At 50.0% G+C, this 17,195-nt stretch carries 17 protein-coding genes and 1 riboswitch; of the genes, 10 read left to right on the plus strand and 7 right to left on the minus strand.

The window, feature by feature from the left end:
* Positions 1 to 40 precede the first annotated feature (40 nt).
* Both CWE11_RS00275 and CWE11_RS00280 read left to right on the plus strand, forming a co-directional pair.
* Positions 41 to 652, plus strand: a complete 612-nt coding sequence (locus CWE11_RS00275; RefSeq protein ID WP_126775601.1) for a hypothetical protein — start codon at positions 41 to 43, stop codon at positions 650 to 652.
* A gap of 45 nt (positions 653 to 697) precedes the next feature.
* Positions 698 to 1,564: a mechanosensitive ion channel domain-containing protein gene (locus tag CWE11_RS00280; RefSeq protein WP_126775602.1), complete on the plus strand. Its 867-nt coding sequence runs from the start codon at positions 698 to 700 to the stop codon at positions 1,562 to 1,564.
* A 45-nt stretch (positions 1,565 to 1,609) separates the two neighbouring features.
* Here CWE11_RS00280 and CWE11_RS00285 read toward each other — a convergent pair whose 3' ends face one another.
* From CWE11_RS00285 to CWE11_RS00295, 3 genes are read right to left on the minus strand one after another with little or no spacing between them, the layout of a single operon-like run.
* Entirely contained in the window at positions 1,610 to 2,005 is a 396-nt protein-coding gene (locus CWE11_RS00285; RefSeq protein ID WP_126775603.1) for a DUF1318 domain-containing protein, read from the minus strand.
* A gap of 12 nt (positions 2,006 to 2,017) precedes the next feature.
* Positions 2,018 to 2,239 (minus strand): YnbE family lipoprotein, encoded by a 222-nt coding sequence (locus tag CWE11_RS00290; RefSeq protein WP_126775604.1) that lies wholly within the window; start codon positions 2,237 to 2,239, stop codon positions 2,018 to 2,020.
* A 9-nt stretch (positions 2,240 to 2,248) separates the two neighbouring features.
* Positions 2,249 to 5,362 carry an intermembrane phospholipid transport protein YdbH family protein gene (locus tag CWE11_RS00295; RefSeq protein ID WP_126775605.1) on the minus strand — a complete coding sequence of 1,038 codons (3,114 nt, stop codon included), beginning with the start codon at positions 5,360 to 5,362 and terminating at the stop codon, positions 2,249 to 2,251.
* Positions 5,363 to 5,500: 138 nt separating this feature from the next.
* Here CWE11_RS00295 and CWE11_RS00300 point away from each other — a divergent pair, with 138 nt between their 5' ends.
* The 5 genes from CWE11_RS00300 to rlmM all read left to right on the plus strand — a co-directional run bounded on the left by CWE11_RS00300 (position 5,501) and on the right by rlmM (position 9,999).
* A complete protein-coding gene (locus CWE11_RS00300) occupies positions 5,501 to 6,052 on the plus strand; it encodes a DUF1415 domain-containing protein (RefSeq protein ID WP_157981264.1) in 552 nt (183 codons plus the stop codon).
* Between the two features lie 160 nt (positions 6,053 to 6,212).
* The gene (locus CWE11_RS00305; protein WP_126775607.1) at positions 6,213 to 7,238 is read left to right on the plus strand and encodes a sensor domain-containing diguanylate cyclase; all 1,026 of its coding nucleotides are present in this window, start codon (positions 6,213 to 6,215) and stop codon (positions 7,236 to 7,238) included.
* Between the two features lie 104 nt (positions 7,239 to 7,342).
* A complete protein-coding gene (locus CWE11_RS00310; protein WP_126775608.1) occupies positions 7,343 to 8,272 on the plus strand; it encodes a transcriptional regulator GcvA in 930 nt (309 codons plus the stop codon).
* Positions 8,262 to 8,885 carry an alpha/beta family hydrolase gene (locus tag CWE11_RS00315; RefSeq protein ID WP_157981265.1) on the plus strand — a complete coding sequence of 208 codons (624 nt, stop codon included), beginning with the start codon at positions 8,262 to 8,264 and terminating at the stop codon, positions 8,883 to 8,885. Before CWE11_RS00310 ends, CWE11_RS00315 begins: the two co-directional genes overlap by 11 nt.
* 40 nt (positions 8,886 to 8,925) lie before the next feature.
* The gene (gene rlmM / locus CWE11_RS00320; RefSeq protein WP_126775610.1) at positions 8,926 to 9,999 is read left to right on the plus strand and encodes a 23S rRNA (cytidine(2498)-2'-O)-methyltransferase RlmM; all 1,074 of its coding nucleotides are present in this window, start codon (positions 8,926 to 8,928) and stop codon (positions 9,997 to 9,999) included.
* A gap of 90 nt (positions 10,000 to 10,089) precedes the next feature.
* On the opposite strand, the gene CWE11_RS00325 is transcribed toward rlmM, so the two are convergent.
* The 4 genes from CWE11_RS00325 to queF all read right to left on the minus strand — a co-directional run bounded on the left by CWE11_RS00325 (position 10,090) and on the right by queF (position 14,102).
* A complete protein-coding gene (locus tag CWE11_RS00325) occupies positions 10,090 to 11,094 on the minus strand; it encodes an isocitrate dehydrogenase (protein ID WP_126775611.1) in 1,005 nt (334 codons plus the stop codon).
* 202 nt (positions 11,095 to 11,296) lie between these two features.
* The gene (locus tag CWE11_RS00330) at positions 11,297 to 11,668 is read right to left on the minus strand and encodes a DUF3192 domain-containing protein (protein ID WP_126775612.1); all 372 of its coding nucleotides are present in this window, start codon (positions 11,666 to 11,668) and stop codon (positions 11,297 to 11,299) included.
* 2 nt (positions 11,669 to 11,670) lie between these two features.
* The gene (gene ppnN / locus CWE11_RS00335) at positions 11,671 to 13,029 is read right to left on the minus strand and encodes a nucleotide 5'-monophosphate nucleosidase PpnN (RefSeq protein ID WP_126775613.1); all 1,359 of its coding nucleotides are present in this window, start codon (positions 13,027 to 13,029) and stop codon (positions 11,671 to 11,673) included.
* A 203-nt stretch (positions 13,030 to 13,232) separates the two neighbouring features.
* Positions 13,233 to 14,102, minus strand: a complete 870-nt coding sequence (queF, locus tag CWE11_RS00340; RefSeq protein WP_126775614.1) for an NADPH-dependent 7-cyano-7-deazaguanine reductase QueF — start codon at positions 14,100 to 14,102, stop codon at positions 13,233 to 13,235.
* Positions 14,103 to 14,162: 60 nt separating this feature from the next.
* Between queF and syd the strand changes: the two genes are divergently transcribed.
* The 3 genes from syd to lysC all read left to right on the plus strand — a co-directional run bounded on the left by syd (position 14,163) and on the right by lysC (position 17,171).
* Positions 14,163 to 14,720 carry a SecY-interacting protein gene (gene syd / locus CWE11_RS00345; protein WP_157981266.1) on the plus strand — a complete coding sequence of 186 codons (558 nt, stop codon included), beginning with the start codon at positions 14,163 to 14,165 and terminating at the stop codon, positions 14,718 to 14,720.
* Between the two features lie 26 nt (positions 14,721 to 14,746).
* Complete coding sequence (locus CWE11_RS00350) at positions 14,747 to 15,415, plus strand: GNAT family N-acetyltransferase (RefSeq protein ID WP_126775616.1); 669 nt, start codon at positions 14,747 to 14,749, stop codon at positions 15,413 to 15,415.
* A 100-nt stretch (positions 15,416 to 15,515) separates the two neighbouring features.
* A riboswitch (Lysine riboswitch) is annotated at positions 15,516 to 15,694 on the plus strand.
* Between the two features lie 67 nt (positions 15,695 to 15,761).
* On the plus strand, positions 15,762 to 17,171 hold the full coding sequence (gene lysC / locus CWE11_RS00355) for a lysine-sensitive aspartokinase 3 (protein WP_126775617.1): 1,410 nt from the start codon (positions 15,762 to 15,764) through the stop codon (positions 17,169 to 17,171).
* Positions 17,172 to 17,195 lie beyond the last annotated feature (24 nt).

Consider the following 17,195-nt stretch of genomic DNA (forward strand, 5'->3'; position numbering starts at 1 on the left):
GTTATCACTACAGTCTATTTCATGAGCGACCGAGTCTTCTATGTTCCAGACATTCCGACACTTTTTATCTCTCTCCTGCGTGATTTTATTCCTGGTTGGCTGTGCTTCGACCCCTCCCTATGAGCATTTTGATGGAGTCAGTAAGGTGGAGCGCTTGCTCACATATCGCGACAACAATGCGTTAGAGGAGGTGTGTTGGGACCTCGTCTGTCGAGAAGACTTTGAGTTGTATTTAAAGCTCCCGGAGGATGAACTGGATATTGAGCTTCCGCTTTTTTGGCCCGCCATTCACGACGGCACGGTAAGCTTGATGCCAGGCGAAACCTATTATTTGGCGATGGAGCGCGAGGGGAATTTCTTGACACCGATCTCGGTGCATGCCGATGACGATGCGGATGCACCGCGCGTGCGACTGTCTATGCGTCAAATTGGTGATGGTGTCGCGACCATGGTCTCAATTCAGAACCCGTATGAGTATCCCCTGAAACTTCACGCCCATGTGATTGACTTTGAATCACAAATTTTTCCGATCTCGACCTGTTCTGTAGCGCCTGACAGTGTGACCTTCAGTTCTCTAGCACACCCTATCCCTGAGTACTTTTTTACGCACTTTCGCTTATTGCCGGGAGTGCGTTCGGTCTGTGACTATTAATTCGAGTCCGCTTACATTATTTGATGTTTTGGTAAGGCTAAACGAATGGAATTTTTAACCGAAATAATCCGAAACGTGCAAATCCCGGGGAGTTCCGCTCGGCTGCTTGCGAGTTCAGGCCTTCTGCTGATCATCGTTCTTGTCCTGCGCGCGTTTCTTGCTCGTTTCATTCGTAAAAGCGTGAATTCCTCCGAGATGCGTCGGCGCTGGCTTGTACAAAGTCGTAATGGTTTATTGTTACTGCTCGTGTTGGGCTTAATTTTGATTTGGGCTCATGAGCTTCGCACCTTTGCACTATCGATTGTGGCAATTGCGGTGGCCTTTGTTGTGGCGACCAAAGAGCTCATCCTCTGCTTAATTGGCTCGATGGTAAAAACGGCGGGGCGGAGTTTTAATATTGGCGACCGAATTCAAATAAAAGATTTTCGTGGTGACGTCATTGATCAAAACCTACTGACCACGACGATTCTTGAAGTGGGTCCCGGAAAGTTAACTCACCAACGGACCGGCCGCATGACGGTCATCCCAAATGCGATCTTTGTTTCTGAACCACTCGTCAATGAAACTTACACCCATGATTATGTGTTGCATGTTTTTGTGGTTCCATTTAAGCGAGAGGAAAATTGGAAACTCGCAAAACAAGCATTGCTTGATGCGGCGAATAAGCATATCGCGCCTTATCTTGATGATGCTCGGCGTTACATGAAGCGAATGAGTGATCATAAAGGCATGGATATTCCTTCCATTGATCCACGCGTGACGCTGCAAGTCCCAAGCGCCGGTGAGATTCACCTGATTGTGCGAATTCCGGTAAAATCAGCACAACGCAGCTTCATTGAACAAGCGATTTTAACCGATGTTTTTATGCAAAATGATTTTGTGAAAGGGAAAGAAGATACGAGCAAAAACTAAAGCCGGAATAGTCGACACACTATTCCGTCTCTTGCGTGCCCAGATTTAGGGTTTGCGAACCCACTCACCATCGATCTGAATGAAATGGCCTGACCGGGTGTTATGAATGCTTCGTTGGCCCGCCATGGCTTCAATTTCCATTACGGAGACATTATGTTCCGCTGCGAGGCGCACAAATTCCTCGCGCCGCACTTCATTGACAAGACGGGCAACTTCCACTGCATGCTCTTCATCGCGAACTACACCGACATAGCCGGTTTGTGTTTCACCTAATAAACCGCGCTCTTTGTATTCGCGAATTAAGTGTGAAGCATCCTGCATGGTAATCGTGGTTTGCGACTGTTGGCCGGCAGCGGCTGGTTCTGCGATCAACGACGTTGTACCGGTGATCAGCAGGAGCAGGGTGAGGCTGCAGATAGCGCGTTTCATTTGTTTTTTCATCCTTTGTCTCCCTTAGAACAAACCGCTCGATTCACTGAATATTTGGTCGAGCTCCCGGGCGACACGAATATAAATCTCGTGCTCTATTTTTACATTTAAATTAATCGTTATAGGCTCGGGTGTGGCTACTTGCACGGTAGGGGTACATCCCGTTGTAAAGAAACCCAATCCAAGCACCCCGATGCCTAAAGCGAGGGAGCGCCGTATGTGGCGAGCCGCGTTGAGAGTTTGCATAGTGCCTCACTATCGTCCTTGCCCTTGCGGGCTATGGCGCAGTTGTTCAAGTAGTCGTTGCTGCACCCGTTGATGAATAATGTCATTGACTTGATTCGTTAATTGGAGCCCGGTAATTAAGGCGGGTAAGTTCTCAATTAACGAGAGATTCAAGTGAATGGGCCGTCCATCTCTTTGCTCTGGATTTTGACCGTGCAACCGGAGTTTCAGTTCCAAGGTTCCATCATCATGATAGATGACATTGCCATCGAGCACATTGTAATGGAAATTTTCAAGGGCTCCAGTCAGAAGACGCATTGCTTGATTTCCTTGACCGAGGGCCGCGGTGCGTTCAGACCGGTAATTCAAAACCCCACCCGGTGGTAGCGCAGCAATCTGCCCTTCATCAATACGCCACCCTTGGCTGCCGTATCGTAGGGGCAGAACTCCGGAAAAGTAGCCCGTTCCTGAGAGATCGGGGGCTGGATACTGGGTGAGCAATTGCTGCAGATCAAGCGTATCCAGTTCAATCGGTAAAACGAATGGCCGCTGGGCTAGATCATAGGTTCCGGGGCGCAATCGAGCGGATCCGCCAAATAAACTCAGACCATTCTCGCGTGCAGTCAGTTGACCCATGGGCATCCAAGGTTCCATATTCAGCATGGTCGTCAAGTCGTCAATTGAAATCTGATAATTACCGACGAAATAGAAAGGTCCGAACTCCATGCCTTGTTGCACTTGCAGAACGCGAAGGTTATCGGTGCTTAATACGAGTTCTTCCGGCGTGTAATGGACAGACAGCACGCCGTTTAAACCTGAAAAGCTTGTTGTATCGAACAGGCCCACAACATTCGCGAACTGAAGATCTGTTCTGAGTATTGGCGAAAACGTCGACAAATCAATTTCCAACTCGCCGGATATCCCCATTCGCCCGCGTTGGAGTGTTAGAAGCTCAGGCCAATCGGCCAGGGAGCGCGCTAAGGGATTTCCAGTCAGGAAAAAAATATCTTGCAGCGACCAGTTCAGTCGCAGGTGTTCTTGATTGACAGACGCTTCATGTCGAACACGCAATCCCGCTTGATTGGTTAATTCTGCTTGGGAGATGGACCAAGGTCCTTCGCTTGTGTCGAATGCGTATTGACCTCGCCAGTCCCAGCGTTGAGGTAAGAGGTATTCATGCTCGACTTGAGGTAAGTGGAGGTGAAAACTGCCGTGACTTACGAGACCGTGCTCGCTTATGGTCACCCGAGAAGGGGTAACATTCGCGCGAAATTGTGTTTCTAAACGTGCATCCTCCGAGCGAATGATTGCGTCGGCCACCAGCACGATAGGTTGAGTAAATTGGAAGTCCCAATTCAGCGCGCGAGCCTCGTTGGCCTGGACACTTCCTGCTAGGTTTAAACGGGCATTTTGTAGGGTCAAGTTCTCATTAAGTGTCAGCTCTGGATGGTCCAATCGTCCCGTAAAATCGGCCGTACGAAGCGCCACTTGCCAATCTGATTCCGATTGATGTGAGCGATAGATATCGACCGTCCAGGGCATATCGAGGGCGAAGCTTCCGGGCTCATCCGTCTGCGATGCCGCATCACCCGCTCGCGCATGAAACTGACCTTCGACCACCAAGGCGTCCGCTGTAAATATGTTGGTGCTTTCCTGGACCGATGCTGCATTCACCTGCCATTCAATCGAGCGCCATGGAAGCTCGACTGGCATGAGGCTTTCTCGTAATTTTTCATATGGAAAGAGCTGCCCACCGAGTTGGAGATCGAGTTGGGTGAAGGTCGAATCAACCACACGGGCATTGGCGAGCAGTGAGAGTGAAACATCCGCGTAGTCAGGCACATGAAGCATAACTTCATCTTGATGAATGGAAGCGAGCTGACCATTCCATTGCGCGGTCGGTGGGGACCAGTTCAGGTTCCATTCAAAACCGAGAGAACGCGGCAGCGTGGTGCCCTCGGAAGGATGCCATTGAGCGGCGCCAAGCGTAAGCGGTTCGAGCGCGCGTAACGCTTGAACGTCGATGTCTGAGAGTCTTCGCTGAGACTGGCTAAATATTAAGTTGCCAAATAAATGCGGTTCGGGATGCGCATCATGCTCAAGACCTGCGACCAACGTCAGCTGTCCGTCGAATACTTCGGAGAGGAGAAGTGCCGTTGTTCCAGATATCGCCTGCGGCCACTGGTGTATGCCATGGTCGAGCTCGGCTCGCACATCCCATTCTAATTGCGCGGTCGCCTGTGCTTGATGACGCAGCCAATAGGGCTCGAGGAACGCGGGCAGCTCAGATGCAAGGGAAGGTCGGAACACATGCAAAAAATCGATTGAGCTCGCGATGGCACCGGAGCTATGCAGGCTGTGAATCTGCCCTGAAGGTTCGTATGAAACCCCAACATCAAAGGATTGCGTTTCCATCTCATAATCTGGAAATACCAGGTGACTGGACAACTCGAGGAGCATCCCATTGTCATGGCGTGGGTTCCAGGCGAGTTTGTGGTGCCCCTCTATACGGGGTAGATGATATTGTGCTGGAAAATCTATCTCCAGGTGCAAAGAACGAGCATTGCGAGGGCGTTCGACGCGACCTCGCACGCGCAGTGGACACACGCGATTCGCATTGACACAAAACGCGAGGGGGTGTTCCTGCGTAACGTCTGTGAAATGCAGGGTCAGATTGTCGACGGATACGCGTTCGGGAAGCCACTGGTCGAATGGGTTTTGATGTAAAAATGCGAGCGAATCCCAGTGTTGGAGTGCTTCTGGAACCTGATCACGTAAAAGTACAGGTTCGCCATTACTCGATGTGAGCCACGCAGAGGGTAGCGTTATATTTGGAGCCTTGAGATGAACGGATATGGGTTGTGGAAGCGGAAGCCGATTCGGACGTAACCAACGCCAGTGAATCTGAACCTGTTCCATACGGACGGTAATAACTTCACCTTCGGCTTTATACAAAAACGATAGATTATTGAGGGTGGCTTCGGTCCGACGGATTTGAATTTGGGCATAGTCAAGATCATGAACTCCAGCCCGTGCGAGCTCTTGATGAAACCAGCGCCATGTGAGGCCAATACTGATCGCAATAAGCGAGGCCAGCAGGAGCATGCTTGCTAGTATCCACAGCCCAATCCGCTTTGCTCCCATGCAACACTCCCGTTCAGGAACTTATCCATTTCTTTCTATGCTATTTTAGCAATGGGATGGATCCAATGCCTGCAGTTTCACAGAATTCAGGATACACTTCATCGCAGAATTGACGATGTCCATAGCTTGGAGGATAGGGTGAGCGACAAAGTTCAACAGACACAGAAATGGGTTCAAGAGGTAGTCGTGCGGCATAATTTCTGTCCATTTGCCCACCCCGTAGTAAAAAACGATGCGGTACGTTATCAAATCATTGCGCCCGAGGAGTCCGAATCCTTGTTGCGGATTCTGGCGGATGAATGTGCATATCTCGAAGCCCATCCCGAGGTAGCAACCACATTGCTCGTATTCGAGACGCTTGCCGAAGATTTCTATGACTTTCTCGATTGTGTTGCGGAAGCGGATCATTGGATTGAAGCATCAAGATTCTATGGTGTATTTCAGCTCGCGAGCTTTCATCCGGATTACGTCTTTGCTGGGTCACAATATTCTGATCCAGCGAATTTCACCAACCGCTCACCATTTCCGATGCTGCATATCCTTCGTGAGGAGGAGCTTGAAACGGCCCTTGCAAACTGGCGCGAGCCAGAACAGATTCCGGAACGAAACATTCGACTTGCGCGAGAAAAAGGGGGACGTCATTTTGCGGATATCTTGCAGCAGATCAGAGGGACATCGTCAAAACGTTAAGTTTTCGCTCCAATCTTAAAAATCTTAACTGACACACACGATGGAAATTTCAGCATTTTTTTTCTAAAGTTTGATCCCTAAGAGTTTTTTATAATCGTAACCTAAGTGAGAAGTGAGAACACAGGTTAGGAATGCGTTGCTGAGGTACTACTAGACTATTATGGCTGATTTACTCGAAACACTGGCGCAGGTCATTGATAAAGATGGCATGGATGAGAGTGATATCGAGCAGTTCGTGCGCCCCCTATTGAGCTTATTGACGGAAGTCACCGCATTAGAATCGACCTACTTAACGGCGATTCATGAGCATGCATCAACCCAGGAAGTTTTGTACTCGCTGAATACGGGGCCATCTCCGCTGATCCCCGAAGGGCTTGTTGTGCCGTGGGACGATACACTGTGTAAGCGGGCGCTTGAAACTGGGGAACGAATCACCTGTGATGTTCAATCAAAGTGGGGCGATTCTGATGCGGCTCGACAGCTAGGCTTGACCACCTATGTGAGCCATCCAATTTGTGATGTGGATGGCAAGGTTGTTGGAACCCTCTGTGGTGCAAGTGTTGAACGTAAAGAGGTCAGCCTTGAAGCGCAACGCATGCTAAGTGTGTGCGCACGGCTTATTGAATGGCAGCTGCAACGCTCTCGCTTGTTACGGGAGCTTCGAACGCAAAATCAAGCCTTTGAAGCATCTGCGCATCAAGACCCACTGACCGGCGTTCTAAACCGGCGTGGTCTGGAAAAAGAACTCCGCAAAGCATTGGCAGCGTTTGAGCGGTCTGGAACAATCTTTTATGCGGTGTTTATTGATTTAGATGGTTTCAAGCAGATTAACGACACCTTTGGTCATGATGCGGGTGATCGCTTTTTAATTCACGTCTGTCATCGGCTTAACGAAGCATTACGGGAGGATGATGTGCTCGCGCGGGTTGGCGGCGATGAGTTTGTTGTTTTACTCCGGGATCAGCAATCAACGGCCATGCAGATTGAAGATATAAAAAAGCGGCTGTACGCTGTGCTCGTAGGTGATTATACCATTGATGACTTTGTGATTCCGTATGAAGGTGCGAGTATGGGGTACACTCAAGTAAAGCGTGGGGATAGTTCTGAGGCGTTACTTGAACGTGCAGACGATGCCATGTATGCAGAAAAACGGGCTCGCAAAGCAAAACGGAGTGCCTCCGCTTAGGTTTTTCTATCCTGCGACGGGCGCGCAATACACGCGATGGATTCGTGTTATCTGTAACCCTACCTGTTAAACTGTGGCAATCAAAGCCACCCGAGATTCCTGTTATGCGAAAACTTCCCCCGCTTAACGCACTCAAGTCATTTGAAGCTGCGGCAAGGCATTTGAGTTTCACCAAAGCCGCCGAAGAGCTTTTTGTGACCCAGGCTGCTGTTTCACACCAAGTGAAAACTCTTGAGGAGTATCTGGGGATTGCGCTGTTCATCCGTCGTAATCGGACACTATTACTGACTGAGGCAGGGCAAAGTTATTACGTCGACATTCGGCAAATGTTTGAGCAACTGACACTTGCCACGTCCAAAATAATGCTGGCGAGCGAGCAGGGTTCGTTGACGGTCTGTGTTCCTCCTGGGTTTGCCATTTTATGGTTGGTGCCTCGACTCAGTCGATTCCATGAAGCCCACCCGGAAGTGGATGTTCGACTCAAAGCAGTCGATGAGATTACGGGGTCGTTGACTGACCATGTGGACGTGGCAATATACTACGGGCGCGGCACGTGGCCAGGTGTAAAAGCCTACCGATTGCATAAAGAATATCTCATTCCCGTGTGTTCTCCGCTGTTATTGAGCGGTCCAAAAGCACTGAAAACACCAAAAGACTTAAAAGAGCATACCTTGCTGCATGATGAAACGCGCAATGCTTGGCGTGAATGGTTCTTAATGGTGAATGAGGAGCCACCCGCCAAGAAATCGGGGCCGGTATTTTCCCACTCTGCGCTCGCTCTCAAAGCAGCCGTGCATGGCCAGGGTATCGCGCTCGCTAACAGTGTATTAGCAAAACCCGAGTTGGATTCGGGACACCTGATTCAAGTCTTCCCACAAATCTTGCCAACCGCCGATGCGTTTTTCATGGTGTGCCGTGAATCACAGGCGGATGTAGGCAAAGTGGCTCGATTCCGCGATTGGATACTGTCGGAAGTACAGCGCGATGAAAACGAACTGCACATGATGGATGATGTGGTGTCCGATGACCGTTAATCTTTTTTTTGCGCACGGGGCCGGCGCGGGACCGGAAAGTGAATTTATGCAAACGATAGGGCAGTTATGTGAAGAAAAAGGCTATCGGGTGCATTGGGTGACCTTTCCTTATTGGCAAAAGGTTCAAGAAAGTGGTACAAAGCGGCCCCCGGATCGCGCGTCTGTGCTCGATGCCTATTTTGTAGACTATGTGAAGCAACAGCGAATTGGTGTCAATTCGCCCACTTTTCTGATGGGGAAGTCGATGGGCGCTCGCGTTGCTTTTCGGACGGCAGAGGCCTTGAATGCTGTAGGTGTGATAGGGCTCGGTTTTCCGTTCCATCCGCCCGGGCGAAGTGAAAAGCATCGATTGAATGAGGTTTTAGACACAGTACAACCCGCGCTTATTCTGCAAGGAGAGCGAGACCCATTTGGGAACCGAACGTGGGTTGCTGCGCATCATCAAGCGTTGCAGTCCAGGAAAAACCTCAAGATGATTTGGATGCACGAGGGCAACCATGATTTGGTGCCACCGAAGCGGTCTGGTCGAACATCGTCTGATGCATGGGCACAGGCGGTCGCAGCTATCCATGAATTTATAGAAAATACTATGGCGTCTCAGCAAGCCCGGTAAGTGAACCGTTGGTGGAGATGCATTGAAAAAAGGAATCAACATGTCCGTTGTTTTGCACTGCCGAGCAGGTTTTGAAGGTGAATGTGCTGCCGAGATTCAAGAGCGAGCGGCATCCCTTGGCGTGTATGGGTACTGCAAAACGCAACCCGAGTCCGCGTTGGTTATTTTTGAGTGCAAAACCGAAGAAGGGGACCACCTTGCCCGCAAGATTCCTGTCTCGGACTTGGTCTTTACCCGTCAACTGTTTGTCAAAGTGGCGGAACTGAATCAACTTCCCCTTGAAGATCGAATTACTCCGATGGTCGATGCCCTTAAGGAAGTTCAGTTGGCCGGGCGGCTCTGGTTAGAAACATCCGACACCAACGATGGGCGCGCGCTCTCTCCGTTGTGCAAAAAAATATCGCGTCCGTTTGAAACGGCGCTGCGTGACGCGGGCTTGCTCACGGCGGAGCCTGTTTTGAATCGTCCTGTGATTCATGTGCTTTTTCGAAGCACCCATGCAGCGTTAGTAGGATACTCTTATAGTTACAACCACGCTCCTTATCCAATGGGGATTCCGCGGGTTCGCACTCCGAAAGGCGCACCCTCGCGTTCAGCAGCAAAACTCGCTGAAGGGTTTAAGGTCATGATTCCAGAGAGTGAGTTTGAAAAACGCGTCAGTTCTGGAATGAATGCGGTCGACTTGGGTGCCTGCCCCGGTGGTTGGACTTCGGTCTTGGTGTATCACGGGATGATGGTCGCTGCGGTGGATAACGGCCCGATGGATGCTGGACTAATGGAAACGGGTCAAGTCCGCCACTATCAGGAGGATGGTTTTAGCTTCTTACCCAAAAAGAAAAATGTGCGTTGGTTGGTCTGTGATATGGTTGAAAAGCCGGTTCGAGTTGCTCATTTAATGGCGGATTGGTTTATCGGCGAGTGGTGCCATGATGCCATGTTTAATTTAAAGCTGCCAATGAAGAAACGGTACGCGGCGGTGCAACAATATCTCCAGGCGCTTCACGAACGGTTGTCAGAAGCGGAAGTCCGTGGATATGAGTTATCGGCAAAGCATCTGTATCATGACCGCGAAGAGATCACGGTGTACCTGCGCAAAAAACTAAAAACAGGGTGACCCTTTACCGGTGCGCCGATCGAACATGTGTTACAAAAAAGCCACGGGGAGCGAAGTCCAACCGTGGCTTTTCTTCAATAACCTGCCTGCTTAAAGTCGGTCAAGGATTGCCTGAGTGAAGTCTGTCGTCCCGTGATTTCCACCGAGATCGCGCGTGGTGCGGTCGCCGGTCTCAATCACATCACGTAATGCATTCAGGATCTTCTTTGCTTGTTCTTGCATGCCAAGGTGCTCGAGCATCTGAATGGAAGCTAAGATTACCGAGCTCGGATTCGCCAAATTTTGACCGGCAATGTCAGGTGCTGACCCATGAACAGCTTCAAAGATGGCACATTTTTCACCGATATTTGCGCCAGGCGCCATGCCCAAGCCACCCACAAGACCTGCACACAGGTCTGAAATGATGTCGCCAAACAAGTTTGTGGTGACAATCACATCAAAGATCTCGGGTGACATGACAAGTTTCATACAGGTGGCATCAACAATCATTTCGTCGAATTGAATGTCTGGATAGTCTTGCGCAACTTCGCGCGCGACCGCGAGGAACATGCCAGAGGTTGTTTTCAATATGTTCGCTTTGTGGACTGCGGTGACTTTCTTGCGTCCTTCGCGGCGAGCGAGATCGAAAGCGAAACGAACAATTCGTTCACAACCACTGCGAGTCACTTTACTCATCGCCTCTGCTTCGCTGCCGTCTTCTGCAGTGCGCTGCCCAAGGCCTGAATACATGCCTTCCGTATTTTCACGAATGGTAATGATATCGATATTTTCGTAGCGCGCTTTCGTGCCTTTAAAGGAATTTACTGGGCGTACATTGGCATAGAGGCCAAAGTGTTTCCGAAGCGTCACGTTGATTGAGGTAAAGCCACCACCCACCGGGGTTGTTAAAGGGCCTTTCAATGTAATGCCATTGCGCTCAATCGCCTCAAGCGTTTGCGGTGGCAACAATTCGCCGTGCTTGTCGAGAGCAACTAAGCCAGCATCCGCGTATTCGTACGTGAAGCCGCAACCGGCTTTGTCGAGAATCTGAATTGCAGATTCAATAATGTCCGGTCCGATACCGTCACCAGGAATCACTGTGATTGTTTGACTCATGAAATAACCCTTACTGTACAACTGAAATCTGTGGGGGAGTGTGTTGTGAATTTAGTCAAAAGACGCAACACCATGAGGCTACTTGCCCCAGAATGTGCGGTATCTTAGCATTTTTCCCATCTTCGGGGCGATGAGTGCGGTTATATCGGGTATTTATATGACGAATTCAGGCGCGCTATGCGCTGCATAATTTCAGTCGGGGCTAATTGTTGAATTCAGCTTCATAAGCGGAATCACCCCACGCAAAGAGCTCGTCATTGACGAATAACAAAGGAGTGGTTTCATCGCGTGTGGTCATCCCATCGGATTTCACATGATGCGTCCGATAAAACAAAATCAGCACATCCCCACGTAAACTGGTCCGTGCTTCACTGATATCGGGCGGCCCGAGTAAGCGCAAAACCTCATCTCGATGGGTGCCGATCTTAAGACGCCCAATATATTTTCGATTAAAGATTTCGCGCTCACGCCAGGTCATGGTTTCTGGATTTGCAGTATAAAACTGCTGTATGCCCACAAAGACGAGGGCATACAGGGCAAAACCCGCAAACATAATCAGAAACCCTTTCTTCATCGTTAACCTTTTACCACACGATAGCATGGCTGATATTTTGTACCACCTGGAAGCTTCATACGATCCTGTTGAACGAAGCTTTCGAGCAGTTCATCGAGTTCATGCATTAAATCGGTGTCGCCATGAATCAAATAGGGACCGTGTTTCCGAATTTCACGCAGTCCTGGCTCTTTCACGTTGCCTGCGACAATGGATGAAAATGCGCGGCGCAGATCCGCAGCCAGCTTTTCTTTCGGCTGGTTCTTACTTAGATTCAACGACGCAACATTCGTGTGAGTCGGCTCAAACGGCTGTTGGAACTGCTCGTCAATGTGTAATGTCCAGTTGAAGTGATATGCATCACCACTGTCTTGACGGTAGCGCTTCACGGCCGCCATACCTGTTTGAATGTGTTGGGCTACTGCAACAGGGTCATCGACAATGATTTTATAGTGCTTCGTTGCTTCCTCACCGAGCGTATTGGTGATGAATGCATTGACATGTTCCCAATATGCTTTGGCACTACTTGGACCCGTCAGAATGACAGGAAGTGCTTGGTCGTTGTTCTCTGGGTGCATCAGAATACCCAACAGATACAACAACTCTTCCGCGGTGCCTGCACCACCGGGGAAAATAATAATGGCGTGTGCGCAGCGCACAAAGGCTTCGAGGCGTTTCTCAATGTCTGGCATGATAACCAGCTCATTCACGATTGGATTCGGTGGCTCCGCAGCGATAATTCCCGGCTCGGTTAATCCGAAGTAGCGAGCATCTTTTACGCGTTGTTTTGCATGGCCAATCGTTGCCCCTTTCATTGGGCCCTTCATCGCGCCGGGCCCGCATCCTGTGCAAACGTTGAAGCCCCGTAAGCCTAATTCATAACCGACGACTTTGGTGTATTTGTACTCGATTTCAGAAATGGAGTGCCCGCCCCAGCAAACCACCATATCAGGCTCTTGAATTGGTTTTACCACACCCGCGTTGCGGAGGATGTCAAACACCACATGAGTTAAATGGCGTGTGCTAAGACTTTGCAAGACATCTGCGGGGTATTTCTCACCCACAAACAGAATATCCCGGAGGACCGCTTCCACATGCTCCCGTATCCCGACAATAAGCTCCCCATCAACGAATGCGGAGGGTGGGGGATTGATCAACTCAAGCTTCACTCCGCGTTCGCGGCGTAAAACGTTAACTTCAAAATCAGTGTACTGATCAAAAATATCGGCGCTATTGTCTGTATGACTGCCAACGTTAAGCACCGCCAGCACGCAGTTCCGGAAAAGGCGATAGAGCGGGCTGTCGGTTGATTGTTGCAGGCGGTCAATTTCTACCTGCGAAAGCAGGGACATACTGCCCTGTGGGGATAATGAAATTCTCATGATTAAATGGTTCTCCTCAGTGCCCGTTTTCCTTAGGCAGCTGTTGTTCGTCATGTTCTTTTTTGAATTTTTAGAATTCGCGCGCGTTAGACTACCAGAAACCTAACGCGACGGCATCTTATGAAGAGAAGATACGCAGGAAACTGCCGAATGATCAACTTTGATTCGTGTAAGCGAAGCCATTGATTAGTCGAGAGCCGGCTTTATTGGCGGACCAATCGGCGGCGTAATAGCAGTTCGGGATCCAGGACCAAATTTTGTCCGTGGGAATAGCGTAATGGATTGATATCTAAGCCTCCACGACGGGTGTAACGCGCGAGAACCAGCAACGATTCACATTTCGCATACTTCATTAAATCGGTGTAGATGCGCTCGACACATTGTTCATGAAATTCATTATGGGAGCGGAACGAAATAAGATAGGCCAAGAGCACAGATGGATTTAACTTTGGACCTTGGTAATGGATATAGACGGATCCCCAATCGGGTTGATTGGTGATCAAACAGTTCGATTTTAATAGATGACTATGAAGTTGCTCAGTCGTTACCTGACCCGATGGATCGCAGATATTCTGAAGCAGCTCCGGTGCATAGTCGTAGGTGCTGACAGTGAGTGGCGCTTGGTCAATGCACTGGCTTTCCCAGTGATGGATACTTCGTGCGGTATATGCATCGAGGGAATAGATTCGGACCGCAACCGGAACGCCGGCACAGGCTGATAGATCAGTTTGCAATTGGTGTTGAACGGCCTCAGTCGATGGGAAAGTTGTTTGATTAAATCCGTTGAGATAAAGCTTGAAGGACTTCGATTCAATCAAATTTGGGCTCGTTACTGGAACCTCGACTTCCAAAATAGCAACTGCTGGGACACCCGATGGTTGGAGCCATGACAGTTCATATCCGGTCCATAAATCGACCCCCTCGAATGGTAATGCATCATCACGCAGTTCGATTTCTTCACGATTCAAGGCACGGGGAACCGGATGTAACAGATTTGCATCAAAATGTTCTGGATAATCGGTTACTTGTCCGAGTGTTAAGTGTCCCATGGCCGTGTTGTGGTTTTCTGGCATTACATCAATCCTCTGCGTAGAATGACTTCTATTGTAAAAAGAAAAGGGCCCGGAGACCAGATGACAAATGCAACCACAGCGCTCGCTGAATTACATGAGCGTTATGCCGCTTGTTATGCGGCAAAGGAGCGGCACCCAACAACAGAATACATCAGCGGTTGGAATGCCCCCTGTTATCGCGGTAAACCCGCATCCGGTGAAATCGGTTGGGAAGCGGTTCCACAAGAGCCTGAGCTTGATTTCTCGGGTGTCGAACATGCGCTAGAGATGTCTATTGACCAAGGTGTGAAGGATTTTTACAAGGCCTATTATGCGGGCGATATGTATGTTCGGTTTCGTGATCGACCCCTGGTGCTTTTGCAGGTCATCCATCCAGAAGACGGTGAGCGCCTCCTGAAAAACTTGATTGGTCATGTGATGATGAAGCAGCGGCTTGAGCAAGCGGTCACGTTATTTATCGGGTTGACTGATGAAGATGATTTGATGTTAACCGTGAATAATCAGACCGGAGCGGTGGGGCTCGAGTACGTAGGCAAGGATCAGCATGAGATTTTGGCCGGTGACATGGAGTCTTTTCTTCGGCGGTTAGACCCTGTATATGTAGATGAATCGGAATGAGCGTAAACCTTCGAGAGTGAGTCGTTATGTCTTCAATTGCATCTGCCGAACATCAAGAACAGCACAGCCTTCAAGCTGCTTCCGGAGAACTCCTTTATCTTGGTGATGAGCATCTCGCCTCTGCCGCTTCGCTGCTGTTTCAAGCGTACAGAGATGATCCGCTGTTTCAGAGAATCTTTGTTTTTGAGAAAGAAGGCTATGAGCAACGGCTGCGGGCGGCCATTCGGGAAGAGCTGATGTTCTTTAAGACCAGCGAACAGCCGATGTATGGTTGGTTTGATGGAGATACCTTAGAGGGCGTTGTTTGCTTGACGCGAGCGGGTGCAGAATGGGCACCACAACGCGTCTGGCACTGGCGGTTACGTATGCTTCTGACAGCAGGGTTTGTAAGTACCCGTCAAATGCTCGAAAAAGAGCGTGTGATTGCAGAGGCGATGCCAGTAAATGATTACCACATGCTCTCCTTTATAGCAGTGCATCCTCGTTACCAGCAACAAGGTTTAGGGGCCCTCTTGGTGAAGGCTGCTGATAATATTCTGTCGGAAGTCCCTGAATCGGCCGGTATTGCGGTCTTCGCAACGCGCCCGGAGTATGCGCGCTTTTTTCGGCAACGGGGTTATGTTGAATTACGCGATGTGCAGGTCGATTCAATTCGTGGTCAACTGTTATTTCACAGCCGAGATGATTTGGGCTGAGTTCAAAAAAACATCAGTTAATCGCCTTGGGCTTGACATCAACTCTGATTTTCAGTCAAATTCCGCCCCTTGCTCAATTGGCACTTTGCGAGCCTTATTGAGCACCAGAAGAGGAGCGTTACCCAGGTAGAGCACTGGAAGGCACCATGGCCTGTTGAACGTGTTTGAGGGGGAGTAACGCCGAGGTTAATCATGGCATGGGGCGTGGTTGATCGGTCGACCGGGTTGAATCCCGTAGGCTGTCACCTATTCATTCTCAGGTGGAGAGCTTCTGGAGCGATGCCTTAACCGGCTTCCGGTTTTGTTCCGTTCCTGAACTCTCCGAACACGCAAAAGGTTCGGAGTTATGACACAATCAAAGTCTGTAGCGAGGTCTGTAGCGAGAGAAACCCCAACCACGGGGCTTGTCGTTGCTAAATTCGGCGGAACATCCGTCGCAGATTATCCCGCACTCCTGCGCTGTGCGCACATCATCGAAAACAATCCTATGACGCGCATTGTGGTCGTCAGCGCCGCCGCCGGTGTGACGAATCGTTTGGCCGCGTTATCCGCGGGTATTGACGAGCAGGCAGAACGCCAGCGCCTATTAAGCGAAATCATGGATATCCAACATCGGATTACCGCGGAACTCAAACCACGTCCCGAGGCGAGTGCACAATTACGCGAGTACTTAGTTCTGATGGCCCAGTACAGCGAGTTGATTGCCGAAGGAGCGGGCGATGGTGGAACACCTGACGCCTTGCTGGCGCTCGGAGAACGTTGTTCGAGTCTATTGCTCGCAGAGTTACTCCAACAGCGCGGGGTTCAAGCGAGAGATTTCAACGCGTGTGAGGTGATTCGTACCGACAGTCATTTTGGGCACGCGGAACCGCGTCCAAAACGAATTGGGATGTTGGCCCGCGAATTTCTTTTACCTGTTATTCAAGACGAGGTTGCCGTAACGCAAGGTTTTATTGGTGCAGATGCAGCGATGCGCACAACCACCTTAGGGCGTGGTGGGTCTGACTATAGCGCTGCATTATTCGCGGAAGCTGTTCGAGCACAGTCACTGGAAATCTGGACGGATGTTGACGGTATTTATACTTGCGATCCGCGACAAGTGCCAAAAGCACGCCCCATTGCGGAATTAACCTTTGCGGAAGCTGCAGAAATGGCGACATTTGGCGCAAAGATTTTACATCCAGCAACCTTATTGCCGGCACAACGCGGGGCGATTCCGGTATTTGTCGGATGCTCTCGTGAGCCAGAAAAGCCGGGAACCTGGATCCGAAACCAAACAGCATCACGTCCTGTGTGCCGCGCTTTGAGTGTCCGTCGAGGTCAGACGCTGCTGACGGTTCGTAGCTTAAATATGCTTCACGCGCGTGGCTTTCTCGCGGAACTCTTTGCGACTCTAGCACGTCACAGAATTTCCGTGGACCTCATTACAACATCTGAGGTTTCTGTCGCTTTAACTCTCGATCCGACCGGCTCTCACTCATCGGGACGCAAGTTAGTAACCGAAGCCTTGTTGGCCGATTTGAAAAAACTCTGCGATGTATCGGTCGAGGAAGGGTTAGCCTTAGTGGCAGTGATAGGTCATCAGCTAACGTCCACTCCCGATGTTGCGAGCCGACTGTTTAGCATGATTGGTGCGCGAAACATTCGGATGGTCAGTCATGGGGCGAGTCCGAATAACCTGTGCTTTCTTGTCCACGAAGCGGATGCAAGTGATGTCTTGCAGACGTTGCATCGAGGATTTCTCGAGAACCCGTAAGTTTTTATGGTTTTCTCTGGTTGC

This window comes from Aliidiomarina sanyensis, assembly GCF_003987175.1.
GTDB lineage: Bacteria > Pseudomonadota > Gammaproteobacteria > Enterobacterales > Alteromonadaceae > Aliidiomarina > Aliidiomarina sanyensis.

Bases quoted from the DNA above. Each gene is read 5' to 3' on its own strand.
- ppnN (WP_126775613.1), bottom strand. From the start codon at position 13,029: ATGAGAATTTCATTATCCCCACAGGGCAGTATGTCCCTGCTTTCGCAG.
- CWE11_RS00280 (WP_126775602.1), top strand. From the start codon at position 698: ATGGAATTTTTAACCGAAATAATCCGAAACGTGCAAATCCCGGGGAGT.
- CWE11_RS00285 (WP_126775603.1), bottom strand. From the start codon at position 2,005: ATGAAAAAACAAATGAAACGCGCTATCTGCAGCCTCACCCTGCTCCTG.
- lysC (WP_126775617.1), top strand. From the start codon at position 15,762: ATGACACAATCAAAGTCTGTAGCGAGGTCTGTAGCGAGAGAAACCCCA.
- CWE11_RS00330 (WP_126775612.1), bottom strand. From the start codon at position 11,668: ATGAAGAAAGGGTTTCTGATTATGTTTGCGGGTTTTGCCCTGTATGCC.
- CWE11_RS00315 (WP_157981265.1), top strand. From the start codon at position 8,262: ATGACCGTTAATCTTTTTTTTGCGCACGGGGCCGGCGCGGGACCGGAA.
- CWE11_RS00305 (WP_126775607.1), top strand. From the start codon at position 6,213: ATGGCTGATTTACTCGAAACACTGGCGCAGGTCATTGATAAAGATGGC.
- syd (WP_157981266.1), top strand. From the start codon at position 14,163: ATGACAAATGCAACCACAGCGCTCGCTGAATTACATGAGCGTTATGCC.
- rlmM (WP_126775610.1), top strand. From the start codon at position 8,926: ATGTCCGTTGTTTTGCACTGCCGAGCAGGTTTTGAAGGTGAATGTGCT.
- CWE11_RS00290 (WP_126775604.1), bottom strand. From the start codon at position 2,239: ATGCAAACTCTCAACGCGGCTCGCCACATACGGCGCTCCCTCGCTTTA.
- queF (WP_126775614.1), bottom strand. From the start codon at position 14,102: ATGCCAGAAAACCACAACACGGCCATGGGACACTTAACACTCGGACAA.
- CWE11_RS00325 (WP_126775611.1), bottom strand. From the start codon at position 11,094: ATGAGTCAAACAATCACAGTGATTCCTGGTGACGGTATCGGACCGGAC.
- CWE11_RS00295 (WP_126775605.1), bottom strand. From the start codon at position 5,362: ATGGGAGCAAAGCGGATTGGGCTGTGGATACTAGCAAGCATGCTCCTG.
- CWE11_RS00350 (WP_126775616.1), top strand. From the start codon at position 14,747: ATGTCTTCAATTGCATCTGCCGAACATCAAGAACAGCACAGCCTTCAA.
- CWE11_RS00310 (WP_126775608.1), top strand. From the start codon at position 7,343: ATGCGAAAACTTCCCCCGCTTAACGCACTCAAGTCATTTGAAGCTGCG.
- CWE11_RS00275 (WP_126775601.1), top strand. From the start codon at position 41: ATGTTCCAGACATTCCGACACTTTTTATCTCTCTCCTGCGTGATTTTA.